This is a genomic window from Streptomyces sp. NPDC041205 (assembly GCF_055591765.1).
In genome coordinates, this window is sequence record NZ_JBVIZH010000002.1 from 200,836 (window position 1) to 221,235 (window position 20,400).

Annotated in this window: 17 protein-coding genes and 1 pseudogene; 10 read left to right on the top strand and 8 right to left on the bottom strand. The window is 72.2% G+C overall.

The window, feature by feature from the left end; all coding sequences use genetic code 11:
- The first annotated feature begins 25 nt into the window (after positions 1 to 25).
- From ACZ6BG_RS07900 to ACZ6BG_RS07920, 5 genes are all read left to right on the top strand, one after another.
- Entirely contained in the window at positions 26 to 3,370 is a 3,345-nt protein-coding gene (locus tag ACZ6BG_RS07900) for a nitrate- and nitrite sensing domain-containing protein (RefSeq protein WP_468998369.1), read from the top strand.
- 10 nt (positions 3,371 to 3,380) lie between these two features.
- The gene (locus ACZ6BG_RS07905) at positions 3,381 to 3,794 is read left to right on the top strand and encodes a roadblock/LC7 domain-containing protein (protein WP_030361925.1); all 414 of its coding nucleotides are present in this window, start codon (positions 3,381 to 3,383) and stop codon (positions 3,792 to 3,794) included.
- A gap of 62 nt (positions 3,795 to 3,856) precedes the next feature.
- Positions 3,857 to 4,492 (top strand): DUF742 domain-containing protein, encoded by a 636-nt coding sequence (locus ACZ6BG_RS07910; RefSeq protein WP_468998376.1) that lies wholly within the window; start codon positions 3,857 to 3,859, stop codon positions 4,490 to 4,492.
- Positions 4,473 to 5,057, top strand: a complete 585-nt coding sequence (locus ACZ6BG_RS07915; protein ID WP_030361923.1) for a GTP-binding protein — start codon at positions 4,473 to 4,475, stop codon at positions 5,055 to 5,057. The genes ACZ6BG_RS07910 and ACZ6BG_RS07915 overlap by 20 nt, the downstream gene beginning before the upstream one ends.
- A 90-nt stretch (positions 5,058 to 5,147) precedes the next feature.
- Positions 5,148 to 8,126 (top strand): NACHT domain-containing protein, encoded by a 2,979-nt coding sequence (locus ACZ6BG_RS07920; RefSeq protein ID WP_468998382.1) that lies wholly within the window; start codon positions 5,148 to 5,150, stop codon positions 8,124 to 8,126.
- Positions 8,127 to 8,176: 50 nt separating this feature from the next.
- Here ACZ6BG_RS07920 and ACZ6BG_RS07925 read toward each other — a convergent pair whose 3' ends face one another.
- From ACZ6BG_RS07925 to ACZ6BG_RS07940, 4 genes are all read right to left on the bottom strand, one after another.
- The gene (locus ACZ6BG_RS07925) at positions 8,177 to 8,371 is read right to left on the bottom strand and encodes an acyl-CoA carboxylase subunit epsilon (RefSeq protein WP_468452020.1); all 195 of its coding nucleotides are present in this window, start codon (positions 8,369 to 8,371) and stop codon (positions 8,177 to 8,179) included.
- A 55-nt stretch (positions 8,372 to 8,426) separates the two neighbouring features.
- The gene (locus ACZ6BG_RS07930; RefSeq protein WP_468998387.1) at positions 8,427 to 10,019 is read right to left on the bottom strand and encodes an acyl-CoA carboxylase subunit beta; all 1,593 of its coding nucleotides are present in this window, start codon (positions 10,017 to 10,019) and stop codon (positions 8,427 to 8,429) included.
- Between the two features lie 429 nt (positions 10,020 to 10,448).
- The gene (locus tag ACZ6BG_RS07935; protein WP_468998390.1) at positions 10,449 to 11,288 is read right to left on the bottom strand and encodes a DUF4097 family beta strand repeat-containing protein; all 840 of its coding nucleotides are present in this window, start codon (positions 11,286 to 11,288) and stop codon (positions 10,449 to 10,451) included.
- An 85-nt stretch (positions 11,289 to 11,373) separates the two neighbouring features.
- Entirely contained in the window at positions 11,374 to 11,910 is a 537-nt protein-coding gene (locus ACZ6BG_RS07940; protein WP_468998394.1) for a toxin-antitoxin system HicB family antitoxin, read from the bottom strand.
- Positions 11,911 to 12,279: 369 nt separating this feature from the next.
- Here ACZ6BG_RS07940 and ACZ6BG_RS07945 point away from each other — a divergent pair, with 369 nt between their 5' ends.
- Together ACZ6BG_RS07945 and ACZ6BG_RS07950 are read left to right on the top strand one after the other, a co-directional pair.
- Positions 12,280 to 12,885 (top strand): YceI family protein, encoded by a 606-nt coding sequence (locus ACZ6BG_RS07945; RefSeq protein ID WP_468998398.1) that lies wholly within the window; start codon positions 12,280 to 12,282, stop codon positions 12,883 to 12,885.
- A 40-nt stretch (positions 12,886 to 12,925) separates the two neighbouring features.
- Positions 12,926 to 13,468, top strand: a complete 543-nt coding sequence (locus ACZ6BG_RS07950) for a hypothetical protein (protein ID WP_468998401.1) — start codon at positions 12,926 to 12,928, stop codon at positions 13,466 to 13,468.
- Between the two features lie 70 nt (positions 13,469 to 13,538).
- Here the strand turns inward: ACZ6BG_RS07950 and ACZ6BG_RS07955 are convergent, their stop codons facing one another.
- Positions 13,539 to 14,444: an alpha/beta fold hydrolase gene (locus ACZ6BG_RS07955; protein ID WP_469000128.1), complete on the bottom strand. Its 906-nt coding sequence runs from the start codon at positions 14,442 to 14,444 to the stop codon at positions 13,539 to 13,541.
- A 205-nt stretch (positions 14,445 to 14,649) separates the two neighbouring features.
- On the opposite strand from ACZ6BG_RS07955, the gene ACZ6BG_RS07960 reads away from it, so the two are divergent.
- Positions 14,650 to 15,072, top strand: coding sequence for an ankyrin repeat domain-containing protein (locus tag ACZ6BG_RS07960; protein WP_468998405.1), 423 nt, complete (start codon positions 14,650 to 14,652; stop codon positions 15,070 to 15,072).
- A gap of 22 nt (positions 15,073 to 15,094) precedes the next feature.
- Here the strand turns inward: ACZ6BG_RS07960 and ACZ6BG_RS07965 are convergent, their stop codons facing one another.
- Entirely contained in the window at positions 15,095 to 16,438 is a 1,344-nt protein-coding gene (locus ACZ6BG_RS07965; RefSeq protein WP_468998409.1) for a hypothetical protein, read from the bottom strand.
- A 191-nt stretch (positions 16,439 to 16,629) separates the two neighbouring features.
- On the opposite strand from ACZ6BG_RS07965, the gene ACZ6BG_RS07970 reads away from it, so the two are divergent.
- Together ACZ6BG_RS07970 and ACZ6BG_RS07975 are read left to right on the top strand one after the other, a co-directional pair.
- The gene (locus tag ACZ6BG_RS07970) at positions 16,630 to 16,845 is read left to right on the top strand and encodes a hypothetical protein (protein ID WP_468998412.1); all 216 of its coding nucleotides are present in this window, start codon (positions 16,630 to 16,632) and stop codon (positions 16,843 to 16,845) included.
- A gap of 7 nt (positions 16,846 to 16,852) precedes the next feature.
- Positions 16,853 to 17,023, top strand: a pseudogene (locus tag ACZ6BG_RS07975) (glycoside hydrolase family 30 beta sandwich domain-containing protein); the annotation flags it as partial.
- Between the two features lie 62 nt (positions 17,024 to 17,085).
- Here the strand turns inward: ACZ6BG_RS07975 and cimA are convergent.
- Both cimA and ACZ6BG_RS07985 read right to left on the bottom strand, forming a co-directional pair.
- Positions 17,086 to 18,711, bottom strand: coding sequence for a citramalate synthase (cimA, locus tag ACZ6BG_RS07980; protein ID WP_468998416.1), 1,626 nt, complete (start codon positions 18,709 to 18,711; stop codon positions 17,086 to 17,088).
- A gap of 373 nt (positions 18,712 to 19,084) precedes the next feature.
- Positions 19,085 to 20,374, bottom strand: a complete 1,290-nt coding sequence (locus ACZ6BG_RS07985; RefSeq protein WP_468998420.1) for a TolB family protein — start codon at positions 20,372 to 20,374, stop codon at positions 19,085 to 19,087.
- Positions 20,375 to 20,400: the final 26 nt, after the last annotated feature.

The following is a 20,400-nucleotide window of genomic DNA, read 5'->3' on the forward strand; positions in this document are numbered from 1 at the left end:
CCGCCGCCGAGAGGTTGTTGGTCGAGTGAGGCGAAGCAAGACGAGCCCCGCATCCCCGGACCGGGACACGCGGGGCAACTTCACCCCGCCGCCGCGCGCCGCTGCACCCGCCGCGGACGCGCCCGGCAACGAGCCGGGGGCCGCCTCCGGCGGTCGGATGTCGCCCAGGAACTGGCGCGTGCCGACCCGCCTGAACGCGATCCTGCTCATACCCGTGCTCGTCGGCCTGGTCATGGGCGGCTTCCAGGTCAAGGGCGCCATCGACACCTGGGACGAGGCCCGCGACGCCGAGGCCACCGCCCGGCTGGTGCGCGCCTCCCTGGACTACGGCAACCGTCTCATCGAGGAGCGCGACGTCTCCGCCGCGCCGCTGCTCAAGGGCAAGAAGAACAGCCCGGCCGTGGTCAAGGCCCGCAAGGCCACCGACGCCGCCGCCGCCGCGTTCGACGACGCCGCGAAGGACATGCCGCAGAAGGAGGGCCTCGAGCGCCGCCTGGAGGGCTTCCGCAAGGTGGAGCCGAAGCTGGCGGGCCTGCGCGAGGCCGCGTACACCAGCAAGCTCCCCGGCGTCCAGACCGAAGAGGCCTACGTCGGCATCCAGCACCCGCTGATGGAGTTCGCCAACGAGCTCGGCCTCGGCACCGGAAACATCACCTCCTACGGCCGCACCGTCTACGCGGTGTCGCTGGCCAAGGCGGCCCTTTCGCTGCAGCGCTCCATCGGCACCCACATCCTCACGAAGCCGGGTCCGACCCAGTCCGACCTGTCCCGGCAGAAGATCGCCTTCTCCTCGTACGTGTACCTGGAGAACATCGCCATCCAGGAGTACACCGGCGGTGGCACGCCCCAGGACGTGCGCAAGCTCGACGAGGCGAAGAAGAAGCTGACCGCCGCGGGCGAGAAGCAGTCCGAGGAGGCCGCGGCCGCCGCCCGCGCCCAGGGCAAGAAGTACGTCCCGATGCCGAGCGGCGAGAAGTCCGTCGCCCTCATCGCGGGCCTGCCCTCCACCCAGCCGAGCGCGCTCGTCGCGCTCGCGGGCAAGGGCGTCACCGCCCCCGCCCTGTGGAACGCCACCAGCCTGAAGTTCGACGCCTACCGCGCCATCGAGGCGGACCTCGCGGACAAGGCCGTGAGCGAGGCGTCCGACATCGCCGACAACGCCAAGACCGACGCCTTCATCACCGGCGCCGCCGTCGTGGTCGCGCTGCTCGCCGCCTTCATCCTGGCCGGCCTCATGGCCCGCCAGATGAGCCGCTCGATGCGCAGCCTGCGCACCGCCGCCTTCGGCATCGCCGAGCAGCGCCTGCCGATGCTCGTCGACCAGCTCTCGCGCACCGACCCGGGCCGCGTCGACACCCGCGTGCAGCCCATCCCGATCACCACCACCGACGAGATCGGCGAGGTCGCCCGCGCCTTCGACCAGGTGCACCGCGAGGCCGTCCGGCTCGCCGCCGAGCAGGCCCTGCTCCGCGGCAACATCAACGCGATCTTCACCAACCTGTCGCGCCGCAACCAGTCGCTGATCGAGGGCCAGCTGACCCTCATCACCGACCTGGAGAACAACGAGGCCGACCCGGACCAGCTGGAGAACCTCTTCCGCCTGGACCACCTCGCGACCCGCATGCGCCGCAACGGCGAGAACCTCCTGGTCCTCTCCGGCGAGGAGCCCGGCCGCCGCTGGGACCAGCCGGTGCCGCTCGTCGACGTGCTCCGCGCCGCCTCCTCCGAGGTGGAGCAGTACGAGCGCATCGAGCTGTCGGGCGTCCCCGAGGCCGAGATCCACGGCCTGGCCGTGACCGACCTCGTGCACCTGCTCGCCGAGCTCCTCGAGAACGCCACCGCGTTCTCCTCGCCGCAGACCAAGGTCAAGGTCACCGCGACCCGCCTCCCGGACGGCCGGGTGATGGTCGAGATCCACGACAAGGGCATCGGCCTGACCGCCGAGGACTTCGCGGACATCAACCACCGCCTCGCCAACCCGCCGACCGTGGACGCCGCGATCTCCCAGCGCATGGGCCTGTTCGTGGTCGGCCGCCTGTCCGACCGGCACGGCATCCGGGTCCAGCTGCGCCCCTCGGGCGAGCAGGCGGGCACCACCTCCCTCGTCATGCTGCCGGACAACATCACCCACGGTGGCGGTGGCGAACTGCAGGGGAACGACTCCGAGTTCACCGTCTCCTCGATCATCCCGGAGCAGCAGGTCCCCGAGGTCGAGCCGCTGCGCACGGCCGCTGAGCTGGGCTTCGACGACAGCCGCTACCAGGCCGACGGCGCCGAGAGCGGCGGTCAACTCGACCCCGTGGGCCGCTCGTTGATGCGCGAGGAGCGCCGTGCCGCACTGGAGGCGCAGGCCCACTCGGGTCAGCCCGCCCAGCCCGCCGCCGAGCGCCCGCTGTTCCGCGACGAGGTCCAGGGCGGCCAGGAGACGTACGAGCAGCCGTCCGGCTACGACTACCCGGACCAGCAGGGCGGATTCGCGGACGGGGCGGTGCCGCACCCGGCGTACGACGACCAGCACGCCGCGTACGACCCCGCGGGTACCTCGTACGACGGGCAGCAGACGCCCGGATACGACCAGGACCAGTCCGGCTACGACGCGCGGCAGAGCTACGACCAGGGTGCGCAGGCGTACGACGAGTCGTACTACACGACCCAGGACGGCTATCAGGACGCCGCCTATACGGAGTCCGGCCAGGGCGGTCAAGACGCTCGTACGGGCGGTCTCCAGGAGCCGTTCGCCACCTACCCGGAGCGTGCCCACCAGGACGACTGGCCGTTGCGAGACGGTTACCAGGACGAGTACCAGGACGGCTACGCTCCCGAAGCGGAACCCGCATCGACGACTGACGCGGGCGAGCAGGAGCGCGTAGGCTTCGACCGTCCGGGACCTGCCGCGTCGACGCCGCCGGCTCCGTCCGCCGCCCACGAGCTGACCGACGCGGGCCTTCCGCGCCGCGGCAGCACGGCGGCGAACGGCAACGGTGCCGCCCCCGCCGCGCAGCCCCCCGAGAGCCGCAGCGGCGACAGCCACGACGGCGACCTGCGGGGCGAGGCCCAGCAGGACGAGCAGCAGAGCCCCGGCTGGCGTTCGTCCAACGACGACCGCTGGCAGCGCGCCGAGCAATTGCGGGAGCCCAAGGCGGGCGGGGTCACCTCGTCCGGTCTCCCGCGGCGGGTGCCCAAGGCCAACCTGGTCGAGGGCACCGCGGAGCAGACCCCGCAGGGCGGCCCCCAGGTCTCCCGCGACCCCGAGGAAGTACGGGGCAGGCTGAGCAACCTGCGCCGCGGCGTCCAGCGGGGCCGCAGCGCGGGCAGTGACACGAATGGCCAGGGCTTCAGCCCTGATAGCACCTACAACCAGGAGCGTTAGTGTGAGCCCGATGAGCCAGGCGGCGCAGAACCTGAACTGGTTGATCACCAACTTCGTGGACAACACCCCCGGGGTGTCCCACACCGTGGTGGTCTCCGCCGACGGACTCCTTCTGGCGATGTCCGAAGGTTTCCCGCGCGACCGAGCCGATCAGCTCGCGGCGGTCGCGTCGGGCCTGACCTCCCTCACGGCCGGGGCCTCCCGGATCTTCGAGGGCGGCTCTGTGACCCAGACCGTTGTGGAGATGGAGCGAGGATTTCTCTTCATCATGTCCATCTCCGACGGTTCCTCCCTTGCCGTACTCGCCCACCCAGAGGCGGACATCGGTCTCATTGGGTACGAGATGGCACTTCTCGTCGACCGTGCGGGCACCGTCCTCACGCCGGACCTGCGCGCGGAGCTTCAGGGGAGCCTGCTCAACTGACAGACAGACGGTGCGTATTCGCGTCCCGGGGTCGTAAGGTTTCGGGACGCGGCTCCACAGTGATGGCGCCGAGCACAGTTTCGGAGGAGGAGTACGTGGCTGCAACACCCCCAGACGGTTCGTCTTCGGCCAACTGGCCTTCCGGCCACGGCCAGGGCCAGGGTGACGGTTCGCAGAACCGGTACAACTTCCCCTCCGCGCCCAGCCACCGACGCCAGCCGCCGTACCGGCAGCCGGGCCCCCAGGCGCCCGGCCCCAGCCCGTACGACCAGCCGTACGCACCCCGGATCCAGCCGGTGCAGCCGCAGCGCCGCTCCCCGGAGCCGGCACCGACACCGGCACCGGCACCGGCCGCGTCCAACCCCCTGGTGCGCCCGTACGCCATGACGGGCGGCCGCACCAGGCCCCGGTACCAGCTCGCCATCGAGGCGCTGGTGCACACCACTGCACAACCGCATCAGCTGCAGGGGCAGTTGCCGGAACACCAGCGCATCTGCACCCTGTGCCGCGAGATCAAATCAGTGGCCGAGATCTCGGCCCTGCTCTCCATCCCCCTCGGCGTTGCCCGGATCCTCGTCGCCGACCTGGCGGAGGCCGGACTTGTCGCCATCCATCAGCCCGGCGGCGACGAGACCGCCGGCGGCCAGCCAGACGTGACACTGCTCGAAAGGGTGCTCAGTGGACTTCGCAAGCTCTAGCGGCGGAGCAACAGCCCGCTCCACCACCAGCGCGAAAATCGTGGTGGCGGGCGGCTTCGGCGTGGGCAAGACCACGTTCGTCGGGGCGGTCTCTGAGATCAACCCGCTGCGCACCGAGGCCGTGATGACGTCCGCGTCCGCGGGCATCGACGACCTCACCCACACCGGGGACAAGACGACGACCACCGTCGCCATGGACTTCGGTCGTATCACCCTGGACCAGGACCTGATCCTGTACCTGTTCGGCACGCCCGGCCAGGACCGCTTCTGGTTCATGTGGGACGACTTGGTCCGTGGCGCCATCGGCGCGGTCGTCCTGGTCGACACGAGGCGGCTCGCCGACTGCTTCCCCGCCGTCGACTACTTCGAGAACTCCGGGCTGCCGTTCGTCATCGCCCTCAACGGCTTCGACGGCCACCAGCCGTACACCCCCGACGAGGTCCGCGAGGCCCTGCAGATCGGCCCGGACACCCCGATCATCACGACGGACGCCCGCCACCGCGCCGACGCGAAGTCCGCTCTGATCACGCTGGTCGAGCACGCGCTGATGGCCCGCCTGCGGTAGCACGCCGAAAACCTCGCCGGGCGGGGCCCGTTTGCCGGATCTCGCCGGAACGGGCCCCGCCGGTGTGTGTGTTCGCCCACAATTGCGTGCATGAGCGCGGAGGCGGCGGCGGTACGGCTGGGCAGCACGGTGGCGACGAGGGCGGTGCGGCTGTGGTTCGCCCCCAGGGAGCGCGAGCAGCAGGCCCGGTCGTCCATGAGCGAGCTGATCCGGGTGCGGGTGCCCGGCCTGCGGGCGCGGCGCGGTGTGGAGCGGCAGTTCGAGCAGATCGCGGACGCCGTCGCCGGGCGCGTGCAGCCCCTCCTGGAGCACGAGTTCCGCGGGCTCACCGACAACGGCCGCGAGGCGGTGCTCACGGCGGTCACCGACGCCTTCGTACGCGCGGACCTCTCCGACGAGGCCGTGCTCGGGTCGGACGCGGACCCGGCCGAGCTGACCCGGCGGGTGCGCGCGGCGGTGCCGGTGCCCGACGGCTTCTCCGAGGTGGAGACCCGGTTCCACGAGATCGTGCTCGCCGAGTGCTGCGACTGCTACGTCCGGGTGCTGCGCAGGCTGCCGGTGTTCACCGAGCGCGCCGTCACCGACCTCCTCGCCCGGTCGACCTCGCTCGCCGACGAGCTCCAGAAGGTCCTCGAACGCCTCCCGGCCCGCTCCCTGTACGCGCCGCAGGGCACCGGCGAGGACGAGGCGTTCCGCAATCAGTACCTGAGCCTGGTGAGCAAGTCCCTGGACGAGATCGAGCTGTTCGGCCTCGGCCCGTCCGACCGCGCGCCGCGCACCAAGCTGTCGGTGGCGTACGTCAGCCTGCGCACTTCGGAGGACGGCGGGTCCCGTCGCCGGGACCGGCCGCGTCCCGCGCTGCGGTCCGGCGCCCAGGACTGGGAGCCGCGGGAGGCCGAGCGGTCCCCCAGCATGCGGGTGGAGGCGGCGCTGCGGGACGCGCCCCGGGTGCTGCTGCGCGGCGAGGCCGGGTCCGGCAAGACGACGCTCCTGCAGTGGCTCGCGGTGACGGCGGCGCGCGGCGCCTTCACCGGGGACCTCGCCGGGTGGAACGGCCTGATCCCGGTCCTGGTCAAGCTGCGGCAGTACGCGGGGAGCCGGCCGCCCGCCCCGGAGGCGATGCTGGACCGGGTGGCGGGGCCGCTGACGGGGCTGATGCCGGCCGGGTGGATGCACAGGGCGTTCGCGGACGGGCGGGTGCTGCTCCTGGTGGACGGCGTCGACGAACTGCTCGCGGGCGAGCGGCGGGGCGTGCGGGAGTGGCTGCGCGGGCTGCTGCACCAGTATCCGGACTCCCGCGTCGTCGTGACGTCCCGTCCCGCGGCGGCGCGCAGCGACTGGCTGCGCGCCGAGGAGTTCACCGCGCTGCACCTGGCCCGGATGACCCCGGCCGACCTGACCTCCTTCATCCGCCAGTGGCACCAGGCGGTGCGGGACGGCTCCGGCCTTTCCTGCGCCGAGGAGGACCTGCCGCGCTACGAACGCTCCCTGGTGACCAACCTCCAGGACCGCCCGCACCTGCAGTCCCTGGCGACGAACCCGCTGCTCGCGGCGCTGCTCTGCGCGCTGCACCTGGCGCGCCGGGGCCAGCTCCCCCGCAACCGCATGGAGCTGTACCGCATGACCCTCGAAGTCCTCGTGCAGCAGCGGGACAACGACCGGGGCGTGCTCAGCGAGCTGCCGGTGCCCCTGACGCTGACCGACAAGCTGTGCCTGCTGCGCGATCTGGCCTGGCGCCTGTCGGACAACAGCCGCACCGAGATCGCGGCGGAGCGGGCCGCGGGCCACGTCACCGCGAAGCTCGCCGCGATGCGGCATCTGGACGGCCTCGACGGGCCCGCAGTCCTGGACCATCTGCTGCACCGCTCCGGGGTGCTCCGCTCCCCCGCCGAGGGCCGTCTGGACTTCGTGCACCGTACGTTCCAGGAGTATCTGGCGGCGTACGAGGCGGCCGTGGAGGACCGGATCGGGAATCTGGTGGGGCGGGCGCACCTGGACCTGTGGCGCGAGACCGTGGTCATGGCGGCGGGCCACGCCAACCGCACCCAGCAGGAGGAGTTACTGGGCGGTGTCCTGGAGCGCGCCGAGTGCGAGCCCCGGCATTCGCGGGCGCTGCGCCTCGTCGCGGCCTCCTGCCAGGAGACGATGCCGTCGGTGCCGGACACCCTGGCGGTACGCCTCGACGAGGCCGTGGCGCGCCTGGTGCCGCCGCGGCGGCAGTCGGAGGTGGCGTCGTTGGCGGCGGTGGGTCCGCCGCTCCTGTCACGTCTGCCGCCGTCATTGGACGGCCTGAGCGAGACAGTCGCTCTGGCCACCGTCACCACCGTCGCGCGGATCGGCGGCGAGGCCGCGCTGACACGGCTGACGGCGTACGCCGCGGATGCGCGGGCGGCTGTCCGGCGGCACCTGGTGAACTACTGGGGGTACTTCGACGCCGACGCCTTCGCCGAGGAAGTACTGCGGCGCATGCCCCTGGGCGACGTCATCCTGCCCCTGACCCACCCCGGGCAGTTCTCGGCAGCGACCCGACTGGGCGAGGACCGGTGGATCACCGTCCACTACTCCTTCCCCTGGAGCCTCGACTGCCTTGATGAGCTGCCTGCGCCTCGGGGACTGTGGCTGTACGAGCTGCGCGGAGATGTCGACCTGGCTCCACTGCGGTCCCGGACACAGCTGCGCATCCTGTATCTGGCCGGGACGGGCCACCTGCGGAATCTGGACGCACTCGGCGGGTTGGCCAAGCTGACCATTCTGGTTCTCAACGGCTGGGCGTCGCTGCCACCGTTGGCTGAGCTCCCCGCACATCTGAAGCTGGACAATCTGGAGCTGGGTCGGCTCGCTCCCGACGCCGACCTGAGTCCGCTGACCGGCTTCCCCCTGTCGAGGCTCACCTTGTCCGGCAGCGGTCGCCCACGAGGTCTCGACTCGCTGCCACCGGGCCTCAAGGAGCTGAACCTCATCGGCTTCGACCTCACCGCGTGGCCGCCCTTGCTCGACTCCACCATCCCCCCGCGGTGCAAGACGGCCTTCCCCGACTGCACCCTGCCGCCCGCACCCGGACACGGCTGAGCCCCGCCCTCCGGGAAGGAGGAACGGGGCCCGCCGTACGTCGGTGTCGCTCAGCCCTGCCAGCTGTGCGGCGCCCGGAAGCCCGGGGTGCGCTCGAGGCGGCGCCAGCCGGCCTTGTCGCGGCCGCGGTGGACGGGGGCGTCGGTGGGCTGCGCGGCGGCGCGGGCGAGCAGGATCGCGGTGAGGGCCGCGACCTCCTCGGGCTCGGCGTGGCCCTTCTCGACACGGATGTCGGGAGTGCTCATTGCAGTGTGCTCCTTGTGGGAACTGCGGCGGACGGAAAAGGTCTGGGGTGCGCCGCTACTGCGGCGGGTTGCCGTGCTTGCGCGAGGGCAGGTCGGCGTGCTTGTTGCGGAGCATCGCGAGGGAGTTGATCAGCACGGCGCGGGTCTCGGCCGGGTCGATCACGTCGTCGACGAGTCCGCGCTCGGCGGCGTAGTACGGGTGCATCAGCTCGGCCTTGTACTCCTTGACCATGCGGGCGCGCATGGCCTCGGGGTCCTCGGCGGCGGCGATCTGGCGGCGGAAGATGACGTTGGCCGCGCCCTCGGCGCCCATGACGGCGATCTCGTTGGTGGGCCAGGCGTAGGTCAGGTCGGCGCCGATGGACTGGCTGTCCATGACGATGTACGCGCCGCCGTAGGCCTTGCGCAGGATCAGGGAGATCCGGGGCACGGTCGCGTTGCAGTACGCGTACAGCAGCTTGGCGCCGTGGCGGATGATGCCGCCGTGCTCCTGGTCGACGCCGGGCAGGAAGCCGGGGACGTCGAGGAGCGTGACGATCGGGATGTTGAAGGCGTCGCACATCTGGACGAAGCGGGCCGCCTTCTCGGAGGCCTCGATGTCCAGGACGCCCGCGAGGGACTGCGGCTGGTTGGCGACGATGCCGACGACCTGGCCGTCCAGGCGGGCCAGGGCGCAGATGATGTTGCGCGCCCAGCGCTCGTGGACCTCCAAGTAGTCGCCGTCGTCGACGAGTTCCTCGATGACCTTCGTCATGTCGTACGGCCGGTTGCCGTCGGCGGGGACCAGGTCGAGCAGCACGTCGCTGCGGCGCTCGACGGGGTCGTCGGAGTGCGCCACCGGCGGGTTCTCGCGGTTGTTCTGCGGGAGCATCGCGATCAGGTAGCGGACCTCGGCGAGGCAGGTCTCCTCGTCGTCGTACGCGAAGTGGCAGACGCCCGAGGTCTCGGCGTGCACGTCCGCGCCGCCCAGGCCGTTCTGGGAGATCTCCTCGCCGGTCACCGCGCGGACCACGTCGGGTCCGGTGATGAACATCTGCGAGGTGTCGCGGACCATGAACACGAAGTCGGTCAGGGCGGGGCTGTAGGCCGCGCCGCCCGCGCACGGGCCGAGCATCACCGAGATCTGCGGGATGACGCCCGAGGCCTTGGTGTTGCGCTGGAAGATGCCGCCGTATCCGGCGAGGGCGGAGACGCCCTCCTGGATGCGGGCGCCCGCGCCGTCGTTCAGGGAGACCAGGGGCGCGCCGGCCGCGATGGCCATGTCCATGATTTTGTGGATCTTGGTGGCGTGCGCCTCGCCGAGGGCACCGCCGAAGATCCGGAAGTCGTGGGCGTACACGAAGACCGTGCGGCCCTCGACCGTGCCCCAGCCGGTGATGACACCGTCGGTGTACGGCTTCTTGGCCTCCAGGCCGAAGCCCTGGGCCCGGTGCCGCCGCAGCTGCTCGACCTCCTGGAACGACCCCTCGTCGAGGAGGAGCGCGATCCGCTCCCGTGCGGTCAGCTTGCCCTTGGCATGCTGCGCCTCGGTCGCCTTGTCACTGGGTCCCGCCAGCGCCTGCGCGCGGATCTCGGCCAATTCGGCCACTCGGCCCCGCGCGTCGGTGGGCTCCCCCGCCGAAGATCCAGCTTCGTCCAAAACGGTCATGCTCTCGACCTTACGAAGGACACGAGGGAAAACGGACCGTCGACTCTGCACAGTCTCCGGACCGTTTTCCTGGCACCCCCGAACAGAAGCGTGCCGGGGTGCAGCCGAAGTGACTGCTCAGAGGCCCATTCGGCTGTAGGGATTCCACAACCGCAGGGAGTGAGACTCAGGTCACACCCAGGGTCGGAGCGGGCCGCTCCGGACGCGCTGCGCAGTCGCGGGTCACGGCCCGTGACGGTCACCGCAGGACGTCGACGGGAAGGCCCGCGCGGGCGCGCGGCACACCCGCGGCCGACGGAGGACGACGGACCGGGCTGACCGCTCACTGAATTGGCGGGGCCCGACAACCGGCGGGCGGTCGAGCGCGGCCCGCGCGGAGGCCGCCGGAGGGCCCTCCGCACCCCTGGCCGGCACCCCGCTCAGGCTCGGTCAGGCCCGGTGGATCACGATGTCCCCGGTCCCCGTACGCCCCCGCACCTGGACCGTCTCCCCGGATTCGCCGGGCCCCTCGGAGGAGCCGAGGGCCTGCCGCACGGTCCCGGCCTTGGTGCGGACATCGAGCCAGGCGGCGGTGCCCTCGCGGACGCCGATGTCGATGCGGCCCATGCCGGTCTCCACGACGACACCGCCGCGCACGACCTCGCCGACCGCGATGGCGCCGTTGGCCGTCCTGATGGTGACGTCGGAGAGCGCGTGGCCGACGGTGATGGTGCCGTTGGCCGCCTTCACGCGCAGGTCACCGACGACCTCGCCGACCTCCGTCGGGCCGTTGGAGTTCTTGATGACGGCGGCGCCGCCGATCTCGCCGAGCCGGACCCCGCCGGACGCGGTGGTGACGTCGACGGGACCTTCCGCTCGGTCGACCACGACCTGGCCGTACCCGGTGTGGAGCCGCGCCGAGCCCGCCCACTCGACCCGGACGTCCCCGGCCGAGGTCTTCACCTCGCACTCCCCGAGCCGCCCGGTCGCGCCGAAGTCGGCCATGGACGTGGTGACGTCCAGATGCGAGCCCTCCGGGAGCGCGATCTCCACGTCGACGGACGAGCCCCGGCCGAACAGCGAGCGCTCCTTGGGGCCCTTCACCAGGAGCCGTCCGTTCGCGTACTCGACCCGGGTGCGCTCGGCGGCGCGCACGTCGGCCGGGCGCGACTCGGTGCTGGGGCGCACGTCGACGACGGTGTCGGCGCGGTCCGAGGCGGTGATCCGCACCGTCCCGACCTCCAGGATCACCGAGGCGTAGACGGGCTTGGCGGTGTCGAAGGTTGGCATGGGGCTGTCCTCATCCTGATCCTGATGGGTCGTCCGGCCTTGCGTCCGGACGCGTCGCGCGGGCCGGGCCGGCGGGGCGGAGCCGCTAACGCGCCCATCCCGTATAGCTGTTGCCCGCGCCCTGGGAGCCGCGGGGCGTGGGCTGGTGGGCCGGGTCGCCCTGCTTGAGCGCGTCGGCGACGGTGCGGACCAGCCAGGCGTTGACCGACAGGCTCTCGGCGGCCGCGGCCTCCTCGGCCTGGGCCTTGAGGTGCATCGGCAGCCGGAGGTTGATGCGGGCCGTGCCGCCCTCCTCCGGCTCGGGCACGGGCACGGGAGCCGGGGCGGCGGGCCGGGGCGCGCGCAGGTCCATGGGTGCCGCGTCGAAGCCCTCGCCCGCCGGGGCGGGCGTCACCACGAAGTCCGGATCGCCCCCACGCAGACGCACGTCGACCGAGCCCGGGGCCAGGTCTCGGGTAATCTCGTCCATGGCCGCGGACAGCACGTTCAGCATGGTGAGCCGGGTGGCCGACTCCAGCGGCGCGATCAGACGCTCGGCGATCGCGCGAGCGTCCTCACCACCGGCCTCTGCGGCGACCGCGAGCTCCTGCCGGAGTTGGTCGACATACGGCGTGAGATTCATGGCACCATTCTGGCACCACAATGGCGCCATGGCAAGTTCTTAACGTCTCAAAACCGCCATCTTCCCCGGCCCGCGACGGCGCCACCCAGGGCGCCACCCGCGCCCACCCATGCCGCCCACCGCCCGGCCCGCGGCGACCCCGCGCCGACCTAGCGCCCGCCCCGCATCGCCATCCACCCGGCCGGAACTCCGCCATTCGGCCCCACTTCTTCACACTCGGCGCGTAATCACCTCGACACACTCCGCTTGATGTTGAATATTGAACCGAGTAGCGTTACAGTCAATCTCGTTGAACACTCAACTACTCACGGCCGTGGTTCAGCACCCTCCGAAGGCCCGGAGCCCGGCCCGTCCCCCGAGGAGCACGTCATGGGAATCTTCAGCCGCAAGGACGACAGCGCCGCCCCCGCGACCGCCGAGACCGCCCCGGAGCTCGGCGCGCTGACGGGTGAGTACACGCTCGACCCGGCGCACACGTCGATCGGCTTCGTCGCCCGGCACGCGATGGTCACCAACGTCAAGGGCTCCTTCAAGGAGTTCAGCGGCACGCTGCACCTGGACGGCGCCGACCCGGCCGCGTCGACGGCCGCCCTCGACGTGACGATGGACAGCATCGACACCGGCAACGCGGACCGCGACGGCCACCTGAAGAGCGCCGACTTCTTCAAGACCGACGAGTTCCCGCAGATGACCTTCCGCTCCACCAAGGCGGAGGCCCTCGGCGGCGACGACTACCGCATCACCGGCGACCTCACGATCCTCGGCACCACCAGGCCGCTGACCATCGACCTGGAGTTCAACGGCGCCGCGAAGGACCCGTTCGGCAACGAGCGCGTCGGCTTCGAGGGCAAGGCGGAGATCCTGCGCTCGGAGTGGGGTCTGACCTGGAACGCGGCCCTGGAGACCGGCGGTGTGCTCGTCTCCGACAAGATCAAGCTCAACTTCGACATCTCGGCGATCAAGAACGCCGCGTAACGCCCGGCCGCCGGACGCGGCGGCGCGGTACCGTGCGGCGGTGTCCGAGTTCCTGTCCCAACTGCCCGCCCTCATAGGCGTGGTGATCGGCGCCATGGGGTCGTACGTCGCGGTGATGCGCGGCGAGCGGGTCCGTTTCCGGCGCGAGCGCGAGGCCCGCTGGGAAGAGCGGCGCCTCGCGGTCTACACCGAGTACGCCCGCGTACTGAAGCAGACCGTGACGCTCACCTACCGGATCGCCGCCCACCAGGGCAACGACCCGCACCCGCACCCCCTGTCCGCGGAGGAGGGCGAGCCGCACCTCGCCGAGGCGGCCGACGCGCGCGACCCGGCGGGCGAGGCGCTGCTTCTGCTCGGCTCGGCGCGGGTGGTGGAGCGGGCCCGGGTGTGGGTGATCGTCGTGATCGAGATGGAGCGGTTCCTGCGCGCGGGCGCCCATGACCCGGAGGCCTGGCAGGACCTCCTCGCCCGCCAGCGGACGGCCCGCGAGGGCTACTACGCCGCGGTGCGGGAGGACTTGGGGCTGCCGCCCGGCCACTCGGGCCGGTGGGAACTGCCCGGACTCAGGCCGCCGGTCGGCTGACCCGCACGCGGCGCGGCGCGCGTCCGTGCTGCGCCCCGCACGCGACATGGCCGTCCCCCCCGGCCCGCCCTCACCCGGCCCGGCGCGCCGCCGCGGCCGACGTGTGCTCCAGGATCGCCGTCACCAGTGGGCCCTGCACGGCCGGGGGCAGCGCGTGGCCCATGCCCGGGATCTCCACCAGGTGGGCGTTGGCCACGACCTGGGCGAGGTGCTGCGGGTGCGGCGGCGGGAAGACCGGCTCGGCGGGGGCCACGGTCACCAGGACCGGGACCTCGTTGCACGCGAGGCGCGCCGTCCGCAGCATCCCCGAGTCGTCCGCGAGACCGTGCGCCATCGACGCCTTGTACGTGCCCGCGTGCACCACGACGCGCCGCTCCAGATCGCGGAAGTACCCCTCGTCGAAGGGGAGTTGATCGCCGCCGAGCACCCGCCAGTGCTCCACGCGGCGGTCCAGCTCGGCCTCCAGGCCCTTGTCCTCGACGGGGCGCGCCCACATCTCGAGGACCTCGGGGAAGATCGGGGGCAGCTCGTCCGCCGGTGTGGACGTGCCGTCCGGGGCGACGTACGGCTCGGTGCTCAGGGCGCACGTGCCCATGAGCGTCGCGCTCAGGACGCGGTCGGGGTGGTCGGCGAGGACCAGCTGGGTCAGCATGCCGCCGAGGGAGAGCCCGACCACGTGCGCCCGCGGGACCTCAAGGGCGTCCAGGACGGCGACCGCGTCCTGCGCCAAGTCCACTATGCGGTACGGATGTTCGTCGTACGCCGTCGTCGAGCGGCCCGTGTCGCGGTGGTCGTAGCGGATCACGTGGTGGCGCTCGGCCAGGGCGTCCACCATCTCCTCCGGCCAGCCGACGCCGGCGGCCGCGGCACCCATGACCAGGAGCAGGGGCGGGGTGTCGGGCGAGCCGCGGCGCTCGGTCCACAGGCGCACTCCGGGGGCCGCGTCGACGTACTGCTCGGTGGCGGGGTGGTGCATCGGGGCCTCCCGGAATCGGTGGTGCGGGGCCGCGGGCATGGGGTGCCGCCACGTCGACCACTTCTTGACGATACGTATCGTCTCGTTCAACTGGGCCTCACGTCAAGCCGGACGTGTGCGGGGCCACCGTGGGCCCGGGCACCGACACCGGCCTCGGAGGAAATGAGTGGTCCCGCCACGTACCCGGGCGTTAGCCTCGGCCCCGATGAAACAGCGACGGCAGAAGAAGCTCTCCCGGCAGCTCTTCGAGGCCATCTGGCAGGACACCCCCACCGTCGTGCGGGCCCTGCTGCGGACCGGAGCCGACCCGGAGCGCCGTGACCGCGAGGGGGTCACTCCGCTGTACGAGGCCTCCGTGGGCGGTCGAGCCGCGATCGCCCGCCTGCTCCTGGCCGCCGGGGCCGCCCCCGACACCGAGAGCTTCGGCATCGGTGCGGACGGCACGCCGTTGTGCGCGGCCGCCTGCTGGGGGCACACCGAGACCGTACGGGCACTCCTCGCGCACGGCGCCGACCCGAACCTCCGCGAAAACCAGGGCACCGGCTCGCCCCCGCTGCGCTGGGCGCACCACGGCCCCCACCCCGAGACGGCCGCCCTCCTCGTGGCGGCGGGCGCGACCCCGGCCTAGGGGCCCGGCCGACGGGTCGGCCCTAGAACCCGCCCCCGAAGTCCCCGCCCCCGCCGAAGTCCCCGCCCCCGAAGTCCCCGGACGAGAAGTCGGCGCCGGACACGTCGCCGCCCTCGTAGCCGCCTCCGCCGAAGTCGCCGTATCCGGCGCCGTAGCTCGCCGCGTACGCGGGGCTCGCCATCATCGAGCCGAGCATCGTGCCGACGAGGAGGCCCGGGAGCAGGCCGCCGCCGAAGTAGCCGCCCGCCCAGGGGCCGTAGGCGGGTCCGGCCTCCCAGTAGGGCCGTCGTTCGCCGGAGTCGGTGGTCACGGTGCGTGCCATCGGGTCGTCCCCGTCGGCCAGGCGCACCGCGTCGGCCGCGCACACCGGCACCTCGCGGGTCGCGCCCCCGTCGGGGGTCCACTCGGCGTCCTTCACGGAGGGCCCGTGCCGGGGGTCGAAGAAGCAGGGGGCCCGGCGCTCGGGCAGCGGGCGGCCCTCCCGCCGGGCCGCGAGCAGCGCCAGCGAGAACCGGCCGTCCTCCAGGGCCTGGGTGACGGCCCGCACCTGCTCGGGGCGCTCCGCCGACGCCATGAACGACTTGGCCTTCTCGTAGGCGTCCAGGGAGCGTTCGTAGTCCGCGCGCATGGCGTCGTCCGCGCCCGCCTCCGCCGGGTGGAAGTCGAGCCGGTCCAGCTCCTCGCCGAAGGCGGTGATGTCCTCGTCGACGACGACGCGCAGCTTGTCGAGGGCCGCGCGCTGCTCGTCCTCGCGGACGCGGCGCTTGCGGCGGGCGATGGCGTAGGCGCCCGCGCCGCCCGCGACCACCACCGCGCCGACGCCGATCAACGCGCCGACGGGCACCCCGTCGTCGTCGCCCGACGCGCTGCCCCAGGACGCGGGGGCCGAGCCCGACACCTGCGGGAGGGCCTGGTCGACGAAGTCGTTGAGCTGGGACTTCGCGTCCTCGCCCTGGACCAGGGCGGACAGGTTGCCGACGGCGTTCCTCGAGAGCACGGAGCCGTCGGCCTTCGCGTCGAAGCGGTCGCCCAGGCGGACGGCGTACACGCCGGTGACGCCGGTGGCGGTGCGCAGGTCGCGGAAGAGGTCGTCGCGGCCGGGGAACGAGGCGGGGAGCACCGCGACGAACACCGGCTTGTCGGCCTTCTTGATCTTGTCGGCGAGGGCGGCCGCGTCGGCGGCGGAGAGCTGCGAGGCGGCGGCCTCGTCGACGTACACCGGGTTCTTCTTCAAGGCGTCGGCCACCGCCTGGACGTCCGTCGCGGCCTGGGCTCCGGGCGCCACCGTGAGCGTGGCGCCGAGGGCCAGGAGCAGTCCGGACAGGATCAGGGTCAGCCGCGACGCCGTCTGCCTGGTGGGCCTCATACTTCACGCTAACTCCTCCCCGGCCGGAACGTTCCCTCCGTTCGGCACGGAAAGGGCCCACCGCGTTCGGCTCCCGAAGTCCTGACGGGCCCTTGGGGCAGCAGTTGACTCGCACCTTGAACCAAGGCATGGCGTAGCCATGACATCCGCCGTGGCTCCCGGCCCGCCCCCCACGAAGGGCGGAACGTCCCATGCGCAGACCCTCCACACCCCGCCGCCTCGCCCGCTTGCTGACCGCCGGACTCCTCACCACCGCCGGGCTCACCGGTCTCGGTGTCTCCTCCGCCGAGGCGGCGGGCGAACAGGTCTCCAGCTGGCTGACCACGACGGACGGCAGCGGCGGCCACCACGTCACCCCGGGCCCGCAGCCGCAGACCCCTGATAGCGGGTGCTCTCGTCGACGGTGATGTTCGTGCCGCCGCCGCCCGTGCCGGGCTGGAAGGCGGGGCCTGGCGGAACACGGACGGCACGAAGGCCCTGATCGCCTACGACGACTCCACGTCGGCGAGGACGGTCACCGTCTACTGGGGCGGGCAGCACGCGACCTGCTCGCCGCCGGGCAAGACGTCGGCGACGTTCACCTGGAAGAGCTGACGGCACCCCGCCGGCCGGGCGGGGTGCCGGGGCCGGGGCCGGGCCGCGCCGGACTACTCGGTCGGCTCGACCCCGGCCCGCAGCAGGCCGTAGGTGACCGCGTCCTCCAGGGCCTGCCACGACGCGGCGATGACGTTCTCCGCGACGCCGACCGTGGACCACTCGCCGTCGCCGTCGGTCGTGGAGATCAGCACCCGGGTCGTGGAGGACGTGCCGTGCTTGCCCTCCAGGATGCGGACCTTGTAGTCCACCAGCTCCAGCTTGGCCAGCTGCGGGTAGATCCGCTCCAGGCCCACGCGCAGCGCCCGGTCCAGGGCGTTGACCGGGCCGTTGCCCTCCGCCGTGGCGACGATCCGCTCGCCCTTGGCCCACACCTTCACGGTGGCCTCGTTGGCGTGCGTGCCGTCGGGGCGGTCCTCGGTGATGGCGCGCCAGGACTCCGTGCGGAAGTAGCGCCGGGAGCGGCCCTCGGCCTCCTCGCGAAGGAGCAGTTCGAAGGACGCGTCGGCGGCCTCGTAGGTGTAGCCCGCGAGTTCGCGCTCCTTGACGCGGTCCACGACCCGGCCGATCAGCTCGCGGTCGCCGCCGAGGTCGACGCCCAGTTCCTTGCCCTTGAGCTCGATGGAGGCGCGCCCTGCCATGTCGGAGACCAGCATCCGGATGCGGTTGCCGACGAGTTCGGGGTCGATGTGCTGGTACAGGTCCGGGTCGACCTTGATCGCGGAGGCGTGCAGGCCCGCCTTGTGGGCGAACGCGGAGACGCCGACGTAGGGCTGGTGGGTGGACGGGGTGAGGTTCACGACCTCGGCGATGGCGTGCGAGACCCTGGTCGTCTCGCGCAGCGCGCCCTCGGGAAGCACCCGCTTGCCGTACTTCAGCTCCAGCGCGGCGACGACCGGGAACAGATTGGCGTTGCCGACCCGCTCGCCGTAGCCGTTGGCCGTGCACTGCACGTGCGTCGCGCCCGCGTCGACGGCCGCCAGGGTGTTGGCGACCGCGCAGCCCGTGTCGTCCTGGGCGTGGATGCCGAGCCGGGCGCCGGTGTCGGCGGCGACGGTGGCCACGACGGCCTGGACCTGGGCGGGGAGCATGCCGCCGTTGGTGTCGCACAGCACGACGACGTCCGCGCCCGCCTCGGCCGCCGCGCGGACGACCGCCTTCGCGTACTCGGGGTTCGCGCGGTAGCCGTCGAAGAAGTGCTCGCAGTCGACGAAGACGCGGCGGCCCTCGGCGCGCAGGTGCGAGACGGTGTCGCGGATCATCTCCACGTTCTCGTCGAGCGTGGTGCGCAGGGCCAGCTCGACATGCCGGTCATGGGCCTTGGCGACCAGCGTCACGACCGGGGCGCCGGACGCGAGGAGCGCCTTGACCTGCGGGTCGTCGGCGGCCTTGGCGCCGGGGCGGCGGGTGGCGCCGAACGCGACGAGCTGGGCGTTCTTGAACGTGATCTCTGCCTGCGCGCGGGCGAAGAACTCGGTGTCGCGCGGGTTGGCGCCGGGCCAGCCGCCTTCGATGAAGCCCACGCCGAAGTCGTCCAGATGCCGGGCGATGGTCAGCTTGTCCGCGACGGTCAGGTTGATGCCTTCGCGCTGCGCTCCGTCGCGCAGCGTGGTGTCGAACACGTGGAAGGAATCGTCGGGCACAGGTGAGGAATCGTCGGGCTTGCTGGTTTCCGTCATGCTGTCTGGCTCCTGTGTCGGATGTCGGTCTACCGGAAGGACCGGCTCCACCACCTCCATGATCCCTCGCGCCCCGTTTGCCGACTGCGGGTGGGCCGGAAAACGAAAAGACCCCTCGCGGGTGCGAGAGGTCTGCGCGCGGGTCGAGGACGACGGTGTCCGCTCTGTACGTGATGTGTACGGGGCGGTCACTGCGGACCGGCGCGCTTGCTGCCAATAATCATGGCGAACATGAGCATGTCCGGCAGAGTGCCACAGGTCCTGTGGCACCCGCCTCGCTGTCTCACTATGCGGTCCGGCTCATGGATCGCTCCGGTTCACGACTGGCCGGATCGGTTCGGCGCGCCGGTCGGCGCGCCCTACGGCGTACGCGTCAGCGCACGTTCCGGCGTACGAAGACGTCGCGTGCCGCGTTCGTGTCGCCCGGGACCATGTTCGCCGCGTCCGAGGTGAACGCGAACCTCTTGGCGTCGGCGCTCAGGGCGTAGGCGGGCCAGCCCTGGTCCTCGCTCTGGCCGCCGCCCCGGGGCACGTTGACGCGCCGGGTCACGCCGTCCTTCAGGTCCCGTACGTACAGCGGCCCCTTCGCCGGGTCACCCGCGGTGAGGCCGGACGCCGAGGAGATGAAGGCGACGTGGCGGCCGTCGGGGCTGACGCGGGCCTGGTGGGAGTCGGCGTCGGTCTGGCCGCCGCCCGCCTTCCTGGTGACCTTCTTGAGGGCGCCGGTGCGGGTGTCGAGGCGGTAGACGTCGCTCTTGCCGTTGGTGTCGCCGGACACCATCGGCTCGGCCGTCTCGAACGCCGCGTACCGGCCGTTCCTGCTCAGCGAGGGCAGTCCGACCTTGAGGTCCTGGCCGGTGGCGGACAGGTCGAGGCGCTTGGTGGTGCCGGTGTTCGCGTCGTACGTGTACGTCCTGCCGCCGAGGCCGGGACGGACCTGGCCCAGGGTGTAGCCGACGTGGCGGCCGTCGGCGCTCAGGCTCATCCCGCCGATGGTCCAGGTGGGCTGGCCGGTGACGATCTCGCTCACCCGGCGCGTCGTGCCCTCCTCGCGGTCGCGGAGGTAGACGCCGGTCCACATGCCGTCGCCGCCGCCGTCGCCGTGGTCCTTCAGGGCGGACACGAAGGCGACGTACCGGCCGTCGGCGCTGACCCGGGCGCCGATCACGTAGTCCCCGAAGACGGGCTTGTCGTCGTCGGAGAGGCTGACGATCTCGGTGCGCCCGGTCTTGCGGTCCTTCAGGAACGTGCCGCTGTACAGGCCTCCCGCCCGGTCCACCTGGGCGGAGTAGGTGACGTACCGGCCGTTCGCACTGATCGACGGGTCACCGGCGTGCGAGGTGTACTGCGCGCCGGAGGCCTGGAGGCTGATCCGCTCGACCTTCTTGGTGCTCAGGTCGCGCAGGTAGATGTCGGTCATGCCGTTGGTGTCGCCCCGCACCAGGTTGGTGGCCTCGGACGCGAACACGACGTAGCGGCCGTCGGCGCTGATGTCCGTGGCGTCGGAAGGCCCGTTGGCCTGGGTGCCGTTCGCCGCCACGCTCACCCGCTCGGTGCGGGGAGCGGGGGCGCGGGTGTCCGCGGCGGCCGCGGCCGGCAGGACCGCGCCCGTGACGGCGGCGACGAGCGCGGCGGCGAGCGCCGCGCGGGTGGTGAGACGCATGGGTGGTTCCCCCGTGAGATGAGTGC